At 37.9% G+C, this 19,118-nt stretch carries 15 protein-coding genes; 12 read left to right on the top strand and 3 right to left on the bottom strand.

Annotated features, from left to right (window positions below; all coding sequences use genetic code 11):
- Positions 1-184 precede the first annotated feature (184 nt).
- From C9J35_RS08710 to C9J35_RS08690, 5 genes are all read left to right on the top strand, one after another.
- A complete protein-coding gene (locus C9J35_RS08710) occupies positions 185-1,273 on the top strand; it encodes a phosphate/phosphite/phosphonate ABC transporter substrate-binding protein (RefSeq protein WP_438941203.1) in 1,089 nt (362 codons plus the stop codon).
- A gap of 83 nt (positions 1,274-1,356) precedes the next feature.
- The gene (phnC, locus tag C9J35_RS08705; RefSeq protein WP_054767591.1) at positions 1,357-2,142 is read left to right on the top strand and encodes a phosphonate ABC transporter ATP-binding protein; all 786 of its coding nucleotides are present in this window, start codon (positions 1,357-1,359) and stop codon (positions 2,140-2,142) included.
- Positions 2,117-2,932 (top strand): phosphonate ABC transporter, permease protein PhnE, encoded by an 816-nt coding sequence (gene phnE, locus C9J35_RS08700; RefSeq protein WP_107924199.1) that lies wholly within the window; start codon positions 2,117-2,119, stop codon positions 2,930-2,932. The genes phnC and phnE (C9J35_RS08700) overlap by 26 nt, the downstream gene beginning before the upstream one ends.
- Positions 2,933-2,942: 10 nt before the next feature.
- A complete protein-coding gene (phnE, locus tag C9J35_RS08695) occupies positions 2,943-3,749 on the top strand; it encodes a phosphonate ABC transporter, permease protein PhnE (protein WP_107924198.1) in 807 nt (268 codons plus the stop codon).
- Positions 3,750-3,822: 73 nt separating this feature from the next.
- On the top strand, positions 3,823-5,385 hold the full coding sequence (locus C9J35_RS08690; RefSeq protein ID WP_054767592.1) for a hypothetical protein: 1,563 nt from the start codon (positions 3,823-3,825) through the stop codon (positions 5,383-5,385).
- 227 nt (positions 5,386-5,612) lie between these two features.
- Here C9J35_RS08690 and C9J35_RS08685 read toward each other — a convergent pair whose 3' ends face one another.
- Positions 5,613-6,512 carry a 3-hydroxyacyl-CoA dehydrogenase gene (locus tag C9J35_RS08685; protein ID WP_107924197.1) on the bottom strand — a complete coding sequence of 300 codons (900 nt, stop codon included), beginning with the start codon at positions 6,510-6,512 and terminating at the stop codon, positions 5,613-5,615.
- A gap of 539 nt (positions 6,513-7,051) precedes the next feature.
- Between C9J35_RS08685 and C9J35_RS08680 the strand changes: the two genes are divergently transcribed.
- From C9J35_RS08680 to C9J35_RS08670, 3 genes are all read left to right on the top strand, one after another.
- Positions 7,052-8,119 carry an S-layer homology domain-containing protein gene (locus C9J35_RS08680; RefSeq protein WP_107924196.1) on the top strand — a complete coding sequence of 356 codons (1,068 nt, stop codon included), beginning with the start codon at positions 7,052-7,054 and terminating at the stop codon, positions 8,117-8,119.
- 390 nt (positions 8,120-8,509) lie between these two features.
- The gene (locus tag C9J35_RS08675) at positions 8,510-9,082 is read left to right on the top strand and encodes a hypothetical protein (protein ID WP_054767594.1); all 573 of its coding nucleotides are present in this window, start codon (positions 8,510-8,512) and stop codon (positions 9,080-9,082) included.
- Positions 9,079-10,029 carry a TRM11 family SAM-dependent methyltransferase gene (locus C9J35_RS08670; RefSeq protein WP_107924195.1) on the top strand — a complete coding sequence of 317 codons (951 nt, stop codon included), beginning with the start codon at positions 9,079-9,081 and terminating at the stop codon, positions 10,027-10,029. The genes C9J35_RS08675 and C9J35_RS08670 overlap by 4 nt, the downstream gene beginning before the upstream one ends.
- Positions 10,030-10,122: 93 nt before the next feature.
- On the opposite strand, the gene C9J35_RS08665 is transcribed toward C9J35_RS08670, so the two are convergent.
- Positions 10,123-10,806: a ZIP family metal transporter gene (locus tag C9J35_RS08665; RefSeq protein ID WP_235616238.1), complete on the bottom strand. Its 684-nt coding sequence runs from the start codon at positions 10,804-10,806 to the stop codon at positions 10,123-10,125.
- Between the two features lie 331 nt (positions 10,807-11,137).
- Between C9J35_RS08665 and C9J35_RS08660 the strand changes: the two genes are divergently transcribed.
- The 3 genes from C9J35_RS08660 to C9J35_RS08650 all read left to right on the top strand — a co-directional run bounded on the left by C9J35_RS08660 (position 11,138) and on the right by C9J35_RS08650 (position 16,181).
- Positions 11,138-12,277, top strand: a complete 1,140-nt coding sequence (locus C9J35_RS08660) for a zinc-dependent alcohol dehydrogenase (protein ID WP_107924193.1) — start codon at positions 11,138-11,140, stop codon at positions 12,275-12,277.
- 267 nt (positions 12,278-12,544) lie between these two features.
- Positions 12,545-14,236 carry an FAD-binding protein gene (locus tag C9J35_RS08655; RefSeq protein ID WP_107924192.1) on the top strand — a complete coding sequence of 564 codons (1,692 nt, stop codon included), beginning with the start codon at positions 12,545-12,547 and terminating at the stop codon, positions 14,234-14,236.
- A gap of 244 nt (positions 14,237-14,480) precedes the next feature.
- Complete coding sequence (locus tag C9J35_RS08650) at positions 14,481-16,181, top strand: GNAT family N-acetyltransferase (protein WP_107924191.1); 1,701 nt, start codon at positions 14,481-14,483, stop codon at positions 16,179-16,181.
- A 480-nt stretch (positions 16,182-16,661) separates the two neighbouring features.
- Here C9J35_RS08650 and C9J35_RS08645 read toward each other — a convergent pair whose 3' ends face one another.
- Entirely contained in the window at positions 16,662-17,249 is a 588-nt protein-coding gene (locus tag C9J35_RS08645) for an NUMOD4 domain-containing protein (protein ID WP_235616234.1), read from the bottom strand.
- Positions 17,250-17,438: 189 nt separating this feature from the next.
- Here C9J35_RS08645 and C9J35_RS08640 point away from each other — a divergent pair, with 189 nt between their 5' ends.
- Positions 17,439-19,049 carry a Na/Pi cotransporter family protein gene (locus C9J35_RS08640; RefSeq protein ID WP_107924189.1) on the top strand — a complete coding sequence of 537 codons (1,611 nt, stop codon included), beginning with the start codon at positions 17,439-17,441 and terminating at the stop codon, positions 19,047-19,049.
- Positions 19,050-19,118: the final 69 nt, after the last annotated feature.

The raw sequence follows: 19,118 nt of genomic DNA, 5'->3' as shown, positions 1-19,118 counted from the left end.
GCTTGACCTCCAAATGGTTTGCATTGACTCAAGTATACGATGATTAAGCAGCTAAAAAAGAAGTAATAAAAGAAATTTACAGTAAATTTACATATTTTAGAAAATAATATAAACCTTTCACATGTGTTTAACAATGCTTTGCTATATTTATGGAGCATTAAAAAAATCGGAGGGGGAGACACATTTGAAAAAGTTTCTTATGTTCGCAACAACTTTTCTGCTTGCTGTAGTACTCGTAGCATGTGGAAATGAATCAACAGAAAATAAGGATGCAAGCGGAGCAACGAATGCTACAGATAGTCCAGATACAGAAGAGAATGCAGGTAACAAAAAGCTTGAAAAATTATCGATCGGATTTGTGCCATCCCGTGATCCACAAGAAATTATTACAGCAACAGAACCGTTAAAAGATTTATTGAAAACAGAGCTAGCAAGTTTAGGTTATGACGTTGCTAAAATCGATATTACAGTTGGGACAAATTACGAGGCAGTGGGCGAAGCATTATCTGCTGGAACAACGGATATTGGATTTATTCCAGGAGGTACATATGTCCTTTATGACGATGGAGCAGAAGTAATTTTAACAGCCACGCGTGCAGGATTAAACAATGATTCAGATAACCCTGCTGATTGGAATCAAAATGAACCAACAGAAGCAACAGCAGAGCAAGCCATTTCTTATCGTGGGATTTTAATTGCAGGTCCATCAGAAAAAGGTCAAGAACTTGCAGCGAAAGTAAATAAGGGTGAAGCATTAACATTTGAAGATTTAGATAGTGCAAACTGGAATGTTATGTCTTCTTCTTCACCAGCAGGCTATATTTACCCTGCATTATGGTTACAAGAAAACTATCAAAAAACGATTACTGATTTATCCAAAGTTGTGCAAGTAGATTCATATGGAACAGCCTTTGCTCGTTTAGCTGCTGGGCAAACGGATTTACTGGTTACGTTTGCCGATGCTCGTCGTGATTACGAGGAAGCTTGGATGACTGACTTTAATCGTAAAGCAGATATTTGGGCAGAAACAGATTTAATCGGTGTGATGCCTGCAATTTATAATGACACAATTAGTGTAAGTAAAAACTCAGAAATCATGGACGATGAGCTGAAAAAAGTATTACAACAAGCGTTTATTAATATTGGAAAGTCTGAAGAAGGCAAAGACGTAATCGCTGTGTATAGTCATGAGGGTTATCAAGCAGCCAACGATTCAGACTATGCTAATGAGCGTAAAGCACAAGAAATTGTACAACAATTAGGTTCGAAATAAAGGAAATAATGATCAATCGAATAACAAGTGAAATGAGAACGTTCTAGCAATGTTCTCATTTTTTCTAAGAATGGAGTAAGGACATGATTGCATTTAAACAAGTTCAAAAACAATATCCTAATGGCTATTCAGCATTGAAAAATGTAAACTTGCAAATTCAACAAGGCGAATATGTCGCAATTATTGGACGTTCAGGGGCAGGGAAATCAACGCTATTACGCTGTATTAATCGCATGCATGAAATTACGGGGGGCACATTATTGGTTGATGAGGTGGACATTAATACGTTGAAGGGAAAAAGCGTACGTCAATTTCGACGTAATATTGGCATGATCTTTCAATCTTTTAATCTAGTCACACGGGTTTCGGTCATCAAAAATGTACTCGTGTCTTTCGTTCCAGAAATGCCCTTTTGGAGAAAACTGTTGGGGATTTTCACAGAACAGCAGAAGAAGCAGGCTTTGATGGCATTAGATCGCGTAGGAATTTTAGATAAAGCCTATGTCCGTGTAGATCAACTGTCAGGCGGGCAGCAACAACGTGTGGCACTGGCACGTACGCTAGCACAAAATCCCAAACTCATATTAGCAGATGAACCAGTAGCTTCACTAGACCCAGTAACAGCCCATCAAGTAATGGACGATTTCCGCCGGATCAATAAAGAGCTCAACATGACCGTTATTATGAACATTCATCATGTGGAATTAGCGCTCGAATATGCTAATCGCGTTATTGGCATTCGTGCCGGCGAAATCGTATATGATGGAGCGGCAAAGGATGTCACAGAGGCAGTACTTCGGCAAATTTATAATGGTCAGGTTGAAGAAGGGAGTAGCGTAGTAGATGTTCGACAAGCTGTTACCAACTAAAAAAATCATACTCCCAAATGGAAAAGAAGTGACCGAAAAGCCTGCTCTTATGCCTTTCGTTGTGGTAGCGATTCTTGTACTTACTTATATGTCCGCTGTAATTACAGGCTTTAATGTTGAAACGATTATAAAACGAATCGAACAGTTTTTTGTGATTTTACAACAGATGGTTCCTCCGACTTGGGCGTATTTCCCTCACATTTGGCAACCATTACTAGATACGATTAAAATGTCGCTTTTGGGCTCTTTAATGGGTGTGCTATGTGCATTACCTTTAGCCATTCTTGCAGCAAGTAATATAACGAAGTGGAAGTGGTTGTCAGCAACAATGAAGTTTTTTCTTAGTTTACTGCGTACACTACCGACTTTAATTGTCGCATTAGTTGCTACTTTCGTTTTCGGATTAGGGACGGTTGCCGGTACCGTGGCCATTTTCTTATTTACAGTCGCCTATGTCGGAAAATTATTATATGAGCAAATCGAAAATGCCAATATGGATGCTTATGAGGCAATGAATTCAATGGGCTTAACAACTATCCAGTCATTTCGTTATGCAATTTTCCCACAAATTCTGCCTAATTATTTATCGACGTCTTTATTTTGCTTCGAAGGAAACGTACGGTATGCCTCTATTTTAGGGTATGTCGGAGCAGGTGGAATCGGGCTATTGTTAAATGAGAGTTTAGGTTGGAGAAATTATGCGAACGTCGGCATGATTTTACTCTTACTGGTCATCACGGTCTTTATAATTGAAACAATTAGTGAACATTATCGAAAGAAATTAATGTAGGAGATTACGCATGAATGTCATTGAAAAACAATATAAACTAGAACCGAATCGCCGTGTCACCCAATTAGTGACCATCTTCATTTTATGCCTTCTTTTTGTTTGGTCTTTATCGGCCATTGAATTGGAGCAACTGACAACAAATGGCTTTACAATTGCTAAAAATATTTTAGTCGGTATGGTTCAACCAGATTTGTCCTTATTAGTGAATGTTACGACAAGCGGTGTGCCCTATTTATTAATCGAAACGATGGCAATTGCATTTTTAGGAACAGTCGTTGGTTCGATCTTAGCCATTCCACTTGCTTTTTTATCCGCTTCTAATATTGTGCCAAAGCCGATTGCATATGTTGTTCGTTTTTTATTAATTTTGATTCGAACAATCCCAGCAATTGTGTATGGCTTAATGTTTATTCGTGTTACGGGACCAGGGCCTTTTGCAGGTGTTCTTACAATGTCGCTCGTCAGTATTGGGATGTTATCGAAATTATATGTAGACGTCATTGAAGATTTAGATATATCGATTCTGGAATCAATGGAATCAATCGGTTGCACAACTTTAGAAAAAATTCGATTTGGTATATTGCCACAGCTTTTGGCATCATTTTTATCGATTGTGATTTATCGTTTTGATATGAATTTACGAGATGCAACCGTGCTTGGTTTAGTGGGAGCTGGAGGTATTGGTGCGCCATTAATCTTTGCGATGAATGCTTATCGATGGTCAGAGGTTGGTTCGATTTTAATAGGCTTAATCTTGCTTATTTTAATCGTTGAATATATGTCCAACAAAATTCGCACAAAATTAGTTAGGGGGTAATATCAAGGTTTCGATGAATAGTTGGCTACGGGCTAGAAGTAGAAGTTTATTAAAAAATGGAGGTTGGTTTTTCATGAGGAAGAAATCTAAATTTGTGTTTTCAGCACTATTGAGTACAGTGATGATTAGTTCAATATTTGTTAATACGAGCTCGGCAGAAAATGCACAAGATCCAGCTCCTATTATTACGCCTGTGCACGCGAATGGTTATTCTGTATTATTTGATAATAGTCATGGTCAAACAGCTGGCCAAGCTGATTGGGTAATTGATGGTGCTTTTTCTGATTTTGCTGATGGATTAACTGCAGAAGGATATACAGTAGAAGAATTCCGTAGTGATGCGCCATTAACTTTAAATGATTTGATCAATTATGATGTCTTTGTCATTCCAGAGGCCCAAATTCCATTTACCACTTCTGAACAAGAGGCAATCGCTACATTTGCGGAATTAGGCGGTGGTGTGTTCTTTATCGCCGATCATTATAATGCTGACCGAAATTTAAATCGTTGGGACTCCAATGAAATTATGAATGGCTGGCGTCGTGGTGCTTATCAAAATCCAACATTAGGCATGTCTTCAGCCGAAGCAAATGCCCTAAATGGCGTTGAAAGCTCTACATGGTTAAGCGATGAATTTGGGGTAGAGTTCCGTTACAATGCAATCGATAATACGGTGGCAAATCAAGTGGTTTCTACAAGTGAGTCATTCGGAATTACAGCAGGTGTATCAGAAGTTTCCATTCATGCAGGTTCTACACTGGCAATTACCAATCCTCATCTGGCGAAAGGGATTGTCTATTTACCAAATGGTTTAACAGCATCGGCAAATAAATGGTCGAATTCAGTGGATCAAGGTGTCTATGCTGGTGGTAGTGTAGCAGAAGGACCATATGTTGCAATTGGTAAAAAGGAATTAGGAAAAGCAGCATTTATTGGGGATTCTTCACCGGTTGAAGATGCCACACCTAAATATCGCAATGAAGAAACTGGAAATGTAAAAAGAACATACGATGGCTTTATAGCACACGATAATGGCGAATTATTAATTAATATTATTGACTGGCTAGTACAAGATGAAAGTTATACAACATTTGCACAAACATCGATTACATTGGATAGTGTAACGCCTAGATTGTCATTAGAGAATCCTCAAACTTCAAGTGAAATTTTAGGTGAACCTTGGCGCCAGCCTAATGCAGGCTATTTATGGTATGATCGTTCAACATTTGCAGATGGATCCTATGGTTCAGATGTAGAGCCTTTACCTACATTAAGTTATGCTGTAGCGGTTCCTGCTGTATTGCCTAATAATGGTGATACATTTAATGCCACAGTTACTGTTAGTGGGTTAACACCATTAACTTCTGCTAATGGATATCGCATTCAAGTTTATCTACCAGGCGGAACATCGATTTCTCAAGTGCAAAATTCAGATGGGACTTGGCCGACTAGCTATGGTTACTTTGATATTGGTACTTTAACGGCTAATAGCCAGGGCATTGCTCAAAAAATAATCACTATGCGCTTAAACCCATCAACATCTGTTACGGAAGGTACTATTCGTTTAAAGAATAGTAAGGGAGATAATGTCGTAACAAAAGCAGTCTCTATTGGAGCAGGTTCAAGTGTTGAGTAACTGAATGGCACCCAAAATATTGGACGTTAAAATCTAAAAAAGTCGGTGCAGTTAGGAAAGTACACATCAACTTGCTAAAAGGTTACAGCTTGAACATTATTGACAATCGAGAAAGTAAAATGTATGTACTTATTTGATTGAGTGAAGCCAAAAAACCCTGTGGATTCAACCTTTAGAATCCACAGGGTTTTGAGCTATCTATTGTTGCTTATTGGTGCCAATCGCGATTATCCTTTCAGAAAATCAGGTTTTGCAAAGTTTGGGTTTGGATATTTGTAGAAGCCTTCACCCGTTGTACGCCCTAGTTTACCTTTGTCGATATACTCTGTTTTTAACAGGTCTGCTAATTTATGCATGTTGTCATCACCAGAAACGGCGGCTTTAGCTTGGACAATATTAAATGCCGTATTAATCCCAACGATATCTAAAATAGCAAATGGCCCAAGTGGTGCACCAGTACCAATCATCCAAGTTTTGTCGATTGTTTCTGGGTCAGCTACTTCTTTTACTAATAGCATTTCAGCTGCATCTAGGAAAGGTACTAGTAATGAATTTAAAATATAGCCTGGTTGTTCTTTATATAATGGTAGTGGCACCATGCCGATTGCTCTAGCGAAGGCTACAACTTCATCAAATACGTTCATATCTGTACCTGGGTGCTTCATGATTTCAGCTGTGTTGTTTTTCCAAATTGTATTGGCGAAATGGAGCGCTAAAAACTTTTCAGGTCGTCCAGTTGCATCTGCAAATTGACTTGGCAATAAAGTAGATGAGTTCGTTGCAAAAACCGTTTTTTGTGGTGCAACTTTGCCAAGATTTGTATAAAATTCTGTTTTGATTTTTACGACTTCAGGAATCGCTTCAATCACAAGATCAGCATTTTCAACAGCTTTTGCTAAGTCGCTACTAAAAGATAGACGAGCATAGGCAGCATCTACTTCTTCTTGTGTCGCGCCTAAATCTTGTTGATACAATGGTTTTAAAGTTGAAATACGATCTTGTGCATTTTTTAACGCATCATCATTTATATCATAAACAGTCACATTAAACCCTTTAAAAGCTGATTGATAGGCAATTTGACTTCCTAGAACGCCACTTCCTGCAACCGTAATATTTTGATAATTCATCTTAAATCCTCCTCTAATATTGTTACATTAGTATAATAGTTTGTGTGTGCGATAATTTCCTTAATACAACTCCATACTACTGCTTATCTCAAATAAAAATCAAATGAAAGCCTTTATTATTATAATGATATAAAAATATGCGGCCGAGCCACTTAAAATACACTTTTCAAGTATGTGCTTACTAGTGCCAAAAATACCTTGGGTTTGGGAATGTTCAAGACTACAAAGTATTGATAGAGTACTTGATGAATTCATCATTAAATGTACAATCAGGGCTTATATGCTCAGTAGCTGGATTCCTTAGAAATGGTACAGCTATAGACAAAAAAGGGAAAGGTATTAAATATCGTTTTTTTCTCTTGCGTTTACTTACCTAGTTGAACATAGTGCTTTATAAATAGCTTCCGCTAACGCAGATGAATAATTTGGAAGTGAAAAAATAGGTCTTTTAGATATTTTTGCAGTACTTACATATTTTTATAGATTTTCTAACTGTTATTTTAGTACACTAAAATTATGAAAAGAGAGGGGCAAGAAAAATGAAAAAAACGATGTTAGCAGGAGCACTTAGTATTGCATGTTTAACAGGAGGATTCGGACTGCAAGCACAAGCACAAGCACAGGAGCATGTAGACGTTTCAAGCATTGTGAATAAACAACTGTTTGTGGCATCAACAAACACTAGCCAGGTACAATCGATGTCCTATCAAGACATCTATAAAATGTTTTTACTTTCTAAACTATTCTCAGATGATCAACTGACACTCGTATCCACTAGTAATAGTATTACTGTAAAATTGTCATTAGTAGCAATGATGAAAAGTTATGAGGATGGGACAAACCTATATCCAGAGGGAGAAAAGGCATTTAAAGAGAACTTTGAAGAATATAAGAAAATTTTTGGCGATTCCATTCAAATGAAGCTTACGCAATCGGGGAATTCCTTTAAAGCTGAAATTTACACAGCAGGAAAATGGGAAGCTGTAAGCGGAGAAGATATAAATGATTTAATTATGGTCTTTAATCGTGCAGATTTTGAGTTAAAGCCAGGTGGATATTTCACAGATACATTGGGACATTGGGCTGAAAGTTATATCCAATTACTTTATCAAGCAGGGATTGTGAGCGGCACTACTGATACAACATTCAATCCAAATGGACAAGTAACGCGTGGTCAATTAGCAGCTATGATTTTCCGTGCATCTGGCCTAGACGTAAATGAAGATTATGAAGGACCTGCAACATATCAAGATATGCAGGGCTTTTGGGGTGCAAAAGAAGTAGCGATTTTACAAGAGTATGGCTTAATCGATATTTTTGATGGCAATAATTTTGAGCCAAATAAACCAGCTACTCGTGAGGAAATGGCCTATGTAACGGCAAGCTACTTGGAAGGAATGGACTTTGATGTAGCGAAAGCTAGCAAAACTAATACATTTACTGATAAGGATCAAATGCGTATGGAAACAGTTGAATCGATCGGATTATTACAGCAATTAGGAATTATTGATGGTGCGAATGGTAAATTTAATCCTAAAGGCAACCTGACACGTGCGCAGTTTTCTAAAATATTATCGTTGACGTTGATGACGATTAACGAAGAGTAAATAGCAAGGCTAGATTTTCAAGCTCGTTTAAACAAGTAAGGTGATGTGATGGGGGGATACTACGCCATCCTATCACCTTTTTTTGTTATCTAGGGTTACTTACAAGAATATAAACTGTCTGCAACATTTTTATTAAGGAAATCTCTTTTACTACTTGAAAGGAAAGTTAAAAAGAATGTTAGCTAATCGTAATGCCGGATATTTGTCATATTGTCATGCAAACTAAGTTATACTGGTGGTTACGATGAATTTATCTTTATATCAGCAAATTTTAAAGGTGCTGACTGTGTAGCTACCAATACGAAAAATTTACACCTTAGAAGATGGTGAAACGTAATTTGGCCTGAATGAAGATAAATACCTTTGGCGTAATTGATTGGAGCTGACGAATTGTTAAAAAAACAAATGGAATTATTATTGAATGGGCAAGTAAACCTTGCGCTATTAGATGTCGAAAAGGCGTATGTAGAAAAACATGCATTGCTACATGAAGGAGTAATACAACATAAAACTTCCTTACATTTTAATGTCATTGAACGATGTGACAAGTTAAATGAAGAGTTGTTAGCTAAAGAAACAGAGACGTTCTTGGCAATGTCTGTACATTATTTACAGGAACATGCTCATGAATTTATGTATGTGGAATCTGATCGTTTTGAAGTCATTCGGGTGGATTCCTTTGCGCTGGAATATGATGAGGCATTTGCTGTCTATAGTGCGCTATTTGGGCTGCGACTGCAAAAGAAACAAGGTGAGTTTTTACATACCTATTTAACAACACATTTACAACATGAGAATATAACGTATAGTATGGCATTTTCCGGGCAGGATGGACTTTGGGAAGTGAATCTTGCGTTGAATGCTCTTGAAGGATTTAGTGAGCAACAATCGTTTGGTGAAGTATTCGTACTGTTATATCGCTTTGTTTTTGAGCTGCTTGTGGAACTTGAGGAGACACTATGAACACACAAACAGTTACTTCTTATCTTTATACGTATGCGTGGCAAACGAATGAGCAGGAGCTCTGTCATTTAGAAATGCGTGCAATGTTTGGCTTTGATGTAGCATCGAATATACTACTAGCATCCAAAAAAATTGAGCCAAGTAGAAGTCCATTCATTCGAAGTCGTTTAGATGTGTTATACGAAGCAGAAAAGGTTAAGGATATTGCGCTGTTTGCACAGCAACTTGTATTAGGCGCGGGTACATTTAAAGTAGTTTGTTTAAATAAATTTGACCTTGGGGATATTCAAAAAATTCAGCAGCATGAACGTCATCAGGTAGAGCGAGAGATTGGTTTATGTATACAGGCAGAAGCAGATTTGGTTAAGCCTGATATTGTCTTTGGTCTTGTTTGGCATAACAATCGTTGGTATTTTGGAAATTATGTGGAGGGGGAGGCAATTTGGCTTAAGCATCAGCAAAAGCCTGAAATGTATTCGACAGCTCTTAGCACACGTGTAGCACGAGCAGTCGCGAATATTGCCATTCCGAATCCCTTAGGTATACGAGCAATTGATCCGTGCTGTGGCATCGGTACAGTTTTAGTTGAAGCACTTTCGATGAATATGGATATCGTTGGACGTGACATTAATCCACTTGTCGCTAAGGGTTCACGCACTAATATCGCTCACTTTGGTTTACAGGGAGAGGTATTAATGGGCGATATCGCACAAATAACGGGAAGCTATGATGTAGCGATTATTGATTTGCCTTACAATTTATTTACACATATTTCAGTGGATTCACAGTTTACGATTATTAAATCAGCACGTCGGATTGCTAAAAGAGTCGTACTAGTGACCATCGAAACAATAGATAATATGGTAAATGAGGCAGGGTTTGAAATTATTGATCGTTGTGTCGTCAAGAAAGGTACTTTTGAGAGACAAGTATTAGTATGTGAATAGAACCTTCCAGAGCAAAAAATCCAACAGAGTCATGTTTGACACTGTTGGATTTTTTATTGACGTCATCGATTTGTAATTATTAGTTACTCACGTTTACACCATTAAATGGAATGCATAACTCAAAAAATAGCCTAATAATAGATAGGTCAAAAATACCCTTATCGATACGGAGCGAATATGGTGCAAGATAAATTCAGATATACTAGTTGTAGCAATCAAGCCGATGGAGACCCCCATTAGTATACCTTGCATCTTGATGGTCAAATTTGTGTATTGACCAATCCAAATAAAAATACTAAAGAATATTGAAAAACCTAAAAAATAGAGTAACAGTCTCCATAGTTTTTCACCTTGAGAAAGAAGTGCCGTACTAACAGCAAAACCCTCTGGAAGGTGATGGAGAATGATTGAGGCTGTAATGGTAATGCCAAGTGCCGAATTCCCTAGTAAATTACCTACTGTAAGACTGATTGGAATTGTATGGATGATCATAGCGAATGCAAGTAAATATACGGAGGGATTTTGTGAATGAGCAGGGTGAAATAAACTACTAAGAACTTTAAACATGAGATAGCCGATGATTATGCCTAGAATTATGCCAAAAGACTTGTACATGTGAACAGAAGTTGGAATAATATCTAACACGAGCAAACCTACTAAAAATCCACCACATAATAGTGATAAACCTTCAGTCGTATGTTGAAATAGCTTCGAAAAAATCCAAGCAATAGCCCCGCCTATACTGACACTGAAAAAGAGAAAACCACCAAGTATCATTGCACTCAACTACAGTATTCCTCCACCCATCATAATCTTTAAGCTGTTTTACCAAATATATGCAAACTAGAACTTTATATGATAGTTACTGCAGTATCTAAAAATAAAATAACCCTTAGTACGATATGTCTGTAGTTGAAAATTGACTATCTAACCGTTTAGAAAGGAATTGATAAAGGGTAGAAAGTAGATAACTTGAATAATTGGAGGTGCCTGAATGATTGCTGAATACAACGACTTATACACGGAGATAATGTTGAACAATACGCCTAAACATACGTAATAAAAAATATTTATGATGGTGTTAAAAAGTGATGAGGGAGATGTTTAAATGAAAGCAGTAACCTTTCAGGGCATTAAAGATATTGCAGTAAAAAATGTAGATGATCCTGTGTTAAAAAAGAAAGATGACATTATTGTGCGAGTTACATCCACAGCAATCTGTGGTTCGGATTTGCATATCTATCAAGGGGCTATTCCTGCCAATAAGGATTATGTAATTGGACATGAACCAATGGGAATTGTAGAAGAAGTAGGTCCAGAAGTAACAAAGGTTAAAAAAGGAGATCGTATTATATTACCTTTCAATGTATCGTGTGGGGATTGCTATTACTGTAACCACGATATGGAAAGTCAATGTGATAATTCGAACCCCGATCTAGAAGTAGATTCAGGTGGCTATTTTGGTTTTACAGAACGTTATGGTAATTATCCAGGAGGACAAGCAGAGTTTCTTCATGTACCATACGGGAATTTTATGCCATTTGTTATTCCTGAATCGTGTGATTTAGAGGACGAGGCATTGCTGTTTTTATCGGACGTGCTGCCTACTGCTTATTGGAGCGTGGAAAATGCAGGCGTGAAAAAAGGGGATACAGTCGTCGTGTTAGGCTGTGGACCTATCGGCTTAATGACGCAAAAATTTGCATGGATGAAGGGAGCTAGTCGTGTAATTGCTGTCGATCATGTGAAATACCGTTTAGCCCATGCTAAAAAAATGAATAATGTAGAAGTTATTAATCTTGATGACTATGATGAAACAGGATTCTATATTCGTGAGATTACTAAAGGTGGAGCAGATGTGGTGATTGACTGTGTAGGAATGGACGGCAAGAAAACTGCAATGGAAGCGATTGGTCAAAAGATGAAACTACAAGGAGGGACATTAAGTCCAATTCGTATTGCAATGGATGCTGTACGGAAATTTGGAACACTTCAAATAACAGGCGTATACGGTGCTAAATATAATCAGTTTCCACTAGGGCATTTATTCGAACGTAATATCACCCTCAAAATGGGGCAGGCGCCTGTCATACATCTCATGCCAAAGCTATTTGACAAAATTGTAGCTGGTGAATTTGATCCAACAGAAATTATTACACATAAGATCCCCCTCGAAGAAGCAAGCAAAGCCTATCAAATCTTTAATGATCGTGAAGACGAGTGCATTAAAGTAATTCTAAAACCGTAATTTTAATGAAAAGGGAGCGGCGCAAAAGCTCTCTTTTTTTCGTTTAGAGGGTTGTAATAAATACAACGTTTATGCGTAAATCATAAAACGATATAAAGAGTAATATAAACATTAAAACGTGAAAATCTATGCAAATAATCGTATAAGTTATTATTTGGAAAAATAGTAGTAGATTCAATTGACTGAACATTGGTTTAATTCTATACTTTTAGTAGTTATACAGATTCATGGATTTAGTAACTACTAATGAGAGTGAGGAATGTGTGTATGAATTGGGATGCGAGTTATGATGTGGTAGTGGTAGGTTCGGGAGCAGCAGGATTAACGGCAGGGCTGACAGCAAAGCTACAGGGAATGAAGTCATTAGTCATTGAAAAAACTGATCGTTATGGTGGTGCATCAGCATTATCTGGTGGAGCACTGTGGATTCCAAATAACCATGTAATGAAAGGTGCGGGCGTACCTGATACACACCAACAAGCTCGTTCATACTTAGATTCGACTATTGGGGAACGAGTGCCGGCACCGCTGAAAGAAGCATACATTACACGTGGACCTGAAATGTTAAAATTTTTATACAATCATACCAATCATATGCGCTTCCAGTATGCGGCAGGTTATTCGGATTATTATCCTGAAAAACCTGGTGGCTTTGCTCAAGGGCGTTCGATAGAACCACTTTTATTTGATGTGAAAAAGATGGGTACTTTAGTAGATACAATGCGTCGATCGACAATGTCTACTAAGGGATTCACGATGAATAGCTGTGAATTCCATAAGGTCAATATGATGAGACGTACAATGATAGGTAAAACAACTGCATTGAAATTAGGCGCGAGGTTATTGAAATCGAAAGTAACAGGTAGTCAGCCAGTAGCCTTAGGTGAAGCATTGATTGCACGTTTGAGAATGTCACTAGCAGAGGCAAATGGTGAGCTCTGGCTTTCAACAGCGTTTAAAGATTTTATCGTTGAAAATAATCGTGTGGTTGGTTTATTGGTAGAACGACAAGGACTAGAATTGCATATTGAGGCGAAACAGGGTGTGATACTGTCATCTGGTGGTTTTTCGCATAATCAAGCATATCGTGAAAAATACTTACCGGGTCCTACCGATGCCAAATGGACCTCTACGCCAGAAGGCCAAACGGGTGATATTATCGAGCCCGGTTTACGCATCGGTGCAACACTAGATCTAATGGATAAAGTGTGGGGGGCACCATCAGTGATTGATCCAAATGGACAACCATTTTTCCTAGTAGCGGAACGTGGTGTGCCAAATATGATGGTTGTTGATAATGAGGGAAAACGCTATCTAAATGAAGCTGCCCCTTATCATGAATTTGTAGACAATATGCAAGCACACCATACAGAGACACATGAAGCTGTACCTTCTTGGATTCTGATTGATGCAACCGCGAAGAGTCGATATATTTTTACAGGTTTATTTCCTGGGCAAGCATTCCCGAAAAGCTGGTTTGAACGTGGTATTGTGAAAAGTGCACATACACTTGAAGAACTGGCACAACAAATGGCTGTACCGACAAACAATTTAATAGAAACAGTAGCACGTTTTAATGCCTTTGCACTTACTGGCTGTGATGATGATTTCCATCGAGGAGATAGTGCCTATGATAATTATTATGGTGATCCGACGTTGAAAAATCCAAACTTGGCTGAATTCACCAAGGCGCCTTACTATGCTTTGCGATTATACCCCGGTGATATCGGTACAAAGGGTGGCTTAGTAGTCGATGAGCAAGCACGAGTTGTCAAGGCAGATGGTACACCGATAGAAGGTCTTTATGCATCTGGAAATTGCTCGGCTTCTATTATGGGCGAAACCTATCCAGGGCCAGGTGCGACACTTGGGCCTGGGATGACTTTTAGTTATATTGCAACCTTGCATATGGCGAAAGCAAGTAAAAAACAACAACGAGCGACTCTAGTAGAGGTATAAAACTTACTATAAAACCTTCTAATTCATTTCATTGAATTGGGAGGTTTTTCAATATGTTTATAAAAGGTAAAGTGATATAGATTTATACCTATGAATATGAATGAACGGGTTTAGGCTAATTGTTCTAATGTTTTGGAGCGACGAATATAGTGGCTACTAAGTGCAAGTGCGAAAATTCATAATGACTTGCTTGAACACAACAAAGCATTTTCAGCGAAAGGAAAAAAGGAGTGACGAAACACACGTGTTAGTGTATAGACTCGTGACAAGGATTGAAGAGCTAGAGTCGTATAAGGACACTTGGTCAGGGATACTTGAACGTGAAAAAAACGATAATCCTTTTATAGAGTATGAATGGGTTTCGACTTGGTGGAGGACACTCGGCAGCAAAGAAAACGTAGAAATTTACATTGTTGAGCGCAACGGTGAATGCTTAGCATTTTTCCCTTTCATCCGCTTTGCTCGCTTCGGTGGTATCCATCAATTTAGCTTTCTAGGACAAGGATTTGCTACGTATATGGAAGTGATTGCTGAGAGTATTTGGAAGGAACAAGTAATGGAATATTTATTAAAAGAGCTCACGCAAAAATATCAAAGAGTTATTTTTGTGTTGCATGGCTTATTAGAAAGTAAGCAAACATCTTATCTACTGGAAAAATACGCGCAAGAACGACAACTACCTCATTCAGTTTTCCGCACTGTGACACCTTATATAGATTTTAAATCAGTGGAACTAAATGCTTTTCTTCAGAAGCATCACAAAAATTTTAAGAGCATTAATCGTCGTGAAAAACGATTAAAGGCTCTTGGTCATTTAAAATTTCAGGAGGTTAGTGCGAAAAATTTAGATGGAATGTTTGAGTTGTTTAAAAGAAGATGGCGCAAAAAAATTGATAGAAGTGGATTTACTGAACAACAAACACGGCTTTTTTTTGAACGTTTAGCCATGCAACAAAGTAATGCTTTTTGTGTGGAAGTAGACAACCTCGAATTTGAAGATCATTGGATTGGCTTTACAATCGATCTTTGTTGCAGAAATCGAAATTTTTGTCAGGCGATGGGCCATGAGCCTGATTTCAATATCTTTGGCCCTGGTCGTTTAATTGAAAAAGCAAATATGTTGAAGGCACATAGCTCGAACTATCGATTTTATGATTTCGGAAGCGGTTATGAGCCATATAAATTTGAATGGTATACACATTTGGATTTTACGCGAATTTTTGTTATGAGTAGTGAAGGAACTCGGGAGCGCCTTTTACGGTTGATGATGGTAGTTCGTGATACATTGAAAAGAAAACTAAGTGGGTATCATCAATTGGTAAAATTGAAACGAGATCGATTGGGGGAGTTTCAATATTTTTTAAAAGAAGCCCGTCTAAAAGATTGTTTTATTGCCTTAAAAAAAGGAATAAATCGCATGATAGCTGTAACTAGTTTTGACTTGTACTATCTTCAGAGTACTGTATGTCAAACATCAATTGATTTACCTGAAATAGCCATTCAGGATGTAATGGAAAGTGATAATCGATCACAACTCATCCCACAATATTATAGAGGTTATAAGCTTTATGGTGAAAACGCACAACAAATATTATATTTACGCCATGACACTTTCATACGTGAGGAAGCGTTGGGTTTTACACAGCTACTACCACCAAATTCAACGTATATAAAAGAACATGCCATAGAGCTATTTCCAAAAATAGTAGCGCAAGTGCAACAAGAAGGAAGGGCGGTATGCACCACTGTAAATTGGTATGAATGGCGCAAACGGAAAATGCTTGTGAAGCTAGGGTTTGAAAAAGTGGAGCGAGTACGTATTAGTCGTTTATTTAAATGGCAAAGGATTTCTCGTCAAGACAATAAATGGGCAAAGCACATTCACTATAAAGGGCAAAAACTTGATCATATATGGCACTTAGTGTTGTTCCCCTTACTAATCTAAAAATCCTCGATGCCTACAGTCTTTTTCTTTTTGAATAAATGGTAAGAAAACTGTTGTTTTCATGTTCCAGGCGCTCCCTTTCCGTAGGCATAACTCCAACTAATTTTTGCAGCGTATCGCCGCAAAAATGGAGTTTCCATACGTGCTGTTCCTACACGCCTTTCACTCCAATCAACTTGTATCTACTGATAGTCTATTCTGCTCGAGACGATGAAAACAGGATGGCTAAATATCCAATCAATGCGCGTGAACAGCTTGAAATACACTTTCAAAACGACAAAAGGTATTTGAAATGATCACATTTCGAATACCTTTTGAAATTTTATCAGCAATCATGCCTGTGAAAAGCGACCGCCATGGCGGACATCAAAGGATTCCTATAGGTACCTCTATTTTAAAAGAAAAAAGACTGTCAACAACCTCAATTTTTTGAGTTAGTCGACAGTCTGGCCTTTTACTTGGCATGAGGATTTATTATGTTTAGAAGTGGACACCTGACTTGTCAGTTAGTTTGCAACCAGTGCCATATTTTGCTTTTAATGCACCTTTGAAAGTTGTCTGTTCAAGTTCAGGATAGGCCTGTTTCCATAATTCAAATACATTATGATTAGATGCTACTCCATCTTTGGTTAAGCGAACAATATGGAAACCATACTCATCGTTACATCTTGCTAAAGGGCGATTTTCACGAACGGTAAAAATACGACCGCTCTCAGTAATTTCATATAAACCTTCAAAGCCAGATAGAGCCCGTTTTTCCTCATGTAGTTCTGCTGTTTTTTCATCAGTTTCTTCGACTTCAGAAGTACCCTCAGTAGTACTTTCCGATGGTAAATCTTCTACAATGATAAAATCTTTTTTCGAAGCTTTGTCACTCATCGTGGACATTACATTCATAATTGAGCCCACATAATGCATAGGTTTTTCATTGTTTTCTTCATAAACAAAAATATTATAATCGGTTTTATTGGTTTTTTTCATAATTATATTGCCAGTTGTAATAGTAAAACCGATAAATTTATTTTTATTGAGTGCTTGTAATGCTTGTTGCTTAGTTAAAATCATCATTAAATCTCCTAAAAAAATATTTTCTCTATTTTACCATAAATTAAGGTCAACTGTTTTTCATAAAAGCACTACAAACATAACTATCCTATAAAATATAAAGATGGTAATATTAAGTATTATTGGTTTTTGTAAATAGTTATCGAATTTTATATATCGTTTGTAAAATTTTTCATAAGGAGTGTTTATAGTTTGATTAATGTATTAGGGGGCATTGGTTTATTCTTACTCGGTATGACGATGCTAACTAACGGCTTAAAAGAGCTTGCTGGGGATGCTTTGAAAAAATGGTTGAACCGGTTTACAGGAGGCACTATAAGTTCGGTGCTATCAGGTACATTGATGACAATGCTAGTGCAATCTTCTACAGCTACTACGTTGATTACAATCGGCTTTGTTAGTGCGGGACTATTAACATTTGTGCAATCCATTGGTGTCATTATTGGTGCCAATATTGGTAGTACAAGTACAGGATGGATTATTTCGCTCATTGGTTTTAAGGTTAATATGCAGACAATGTCATTGCCATTCATCGCACTTGGTGTATTTGTGCAATTATTAGCACCTCGCGACTTTAAAGCAGCGGGTGGTCTTTTTACAGGCTTTGGCTTATTATTTTTAGGCATTGATGTACTCCAAGGCGGCATGGCCTCAGTTCAGGACATGATCCCATTTGATTCGTTTCAGGCGGATACAATGGGAGGCAAAGTTATTTTGATTGTGTTGGGGCTTATCATGACAGTCATTATGCAGGCATCAAGTGCAGCAATAGCCGCTACACTGACAGCATTATACGCAGGGGCTATTGACTTTGAACAAGCGGCATATTTAGTCATCGGCCAAAATATTGGTACGACTGCAACGGCACTTTTTGCAGCGATTGGTGCTTCAACGGCTGCCAAGCGCACCGCAATGACGCATGTGCTATTTAACGTAGCGACAGCAATCATTGTAACGTTCGGTGCAACGTTCATGTTTAAACTAACTGAATATGTGACAACTACCATTCATGATGGCTTCGATGAAACACTTGGCATTGCAGTATTTCATACATTATTTAGTGTGGTAGGTGCAATTATTTTTGTGCCTTTTGCACGTCCATTTGCACGAATGATTGAGAAAATAATTCCAGAAAAAGGTAGCTTCTTAACGCGCAATCTTGATGATAGCGTAGCAAAGGTGCCTGGAGTTGCTGTAGAGGTTTCATTTAATACGCTACAGGACATTACGAAGGAGTTAACAACAGTTATTATAATGCTTATTCGAAGTCAAAAGAGAACGACGGAAGCTGACAGTAAGCTAAATCAAATTGATGAAGCAATTGAAAAAACACGATTGTTCATGGATTCTATACAATCAACATCTAAGAAAGATCGCTACAAGCATATTTCACTGTTACATGCATTGGATCATTTGTATCGTTTGGCAAAGGCACTTCGTGAACAACATCCAAATTCACTCCAATTACAGCCAATGTTAACGAAAAAATGGCTGACAGTGCTGGAGGAAGTGCTGATGATCATTGATGAGGATAGCCGTCTACCTGAAATTTCAATGCTTTTACAGGAAACTTCAGCTGAAATGGCCGCAGAACGTCGTGATAAACGCAATGCTTATTTTGAGAACTCTGTTGGCAACATGGTAGAGTTAGAGACGGCGGTTTCAAAAGTAGAAGCATTATTGTGGATAGATCGCCTCGTCTATCACTACTGGCGTACAACGGCACGGTTAGCAGAATATCAAACTGCTACGAAGAAAAGCCGACATGGGGAAGCAACGAAAGACTTTGCTTTAACAGACTAAAAGAATGCCCGACTCTCTTGGTTGTTGCGAGAGCGGGCATTTTAATATGGACTTATTCTTACAGATTAT

The organism is Lysinibacillus parviboronicapiens (assembly GCF_003049575.1).
GTDB lineage: Bacteria > Bacillota > Bacilli > Bacillales_A > Planococcaceae > Lysinibacillus > Lysinibacillus parviboronicapiens.
The sequence above is the reverse complement of the archived record's forward strand: the minus strand, read 5'-3'. Positions and strand labels throughout refer to the sequence as shown.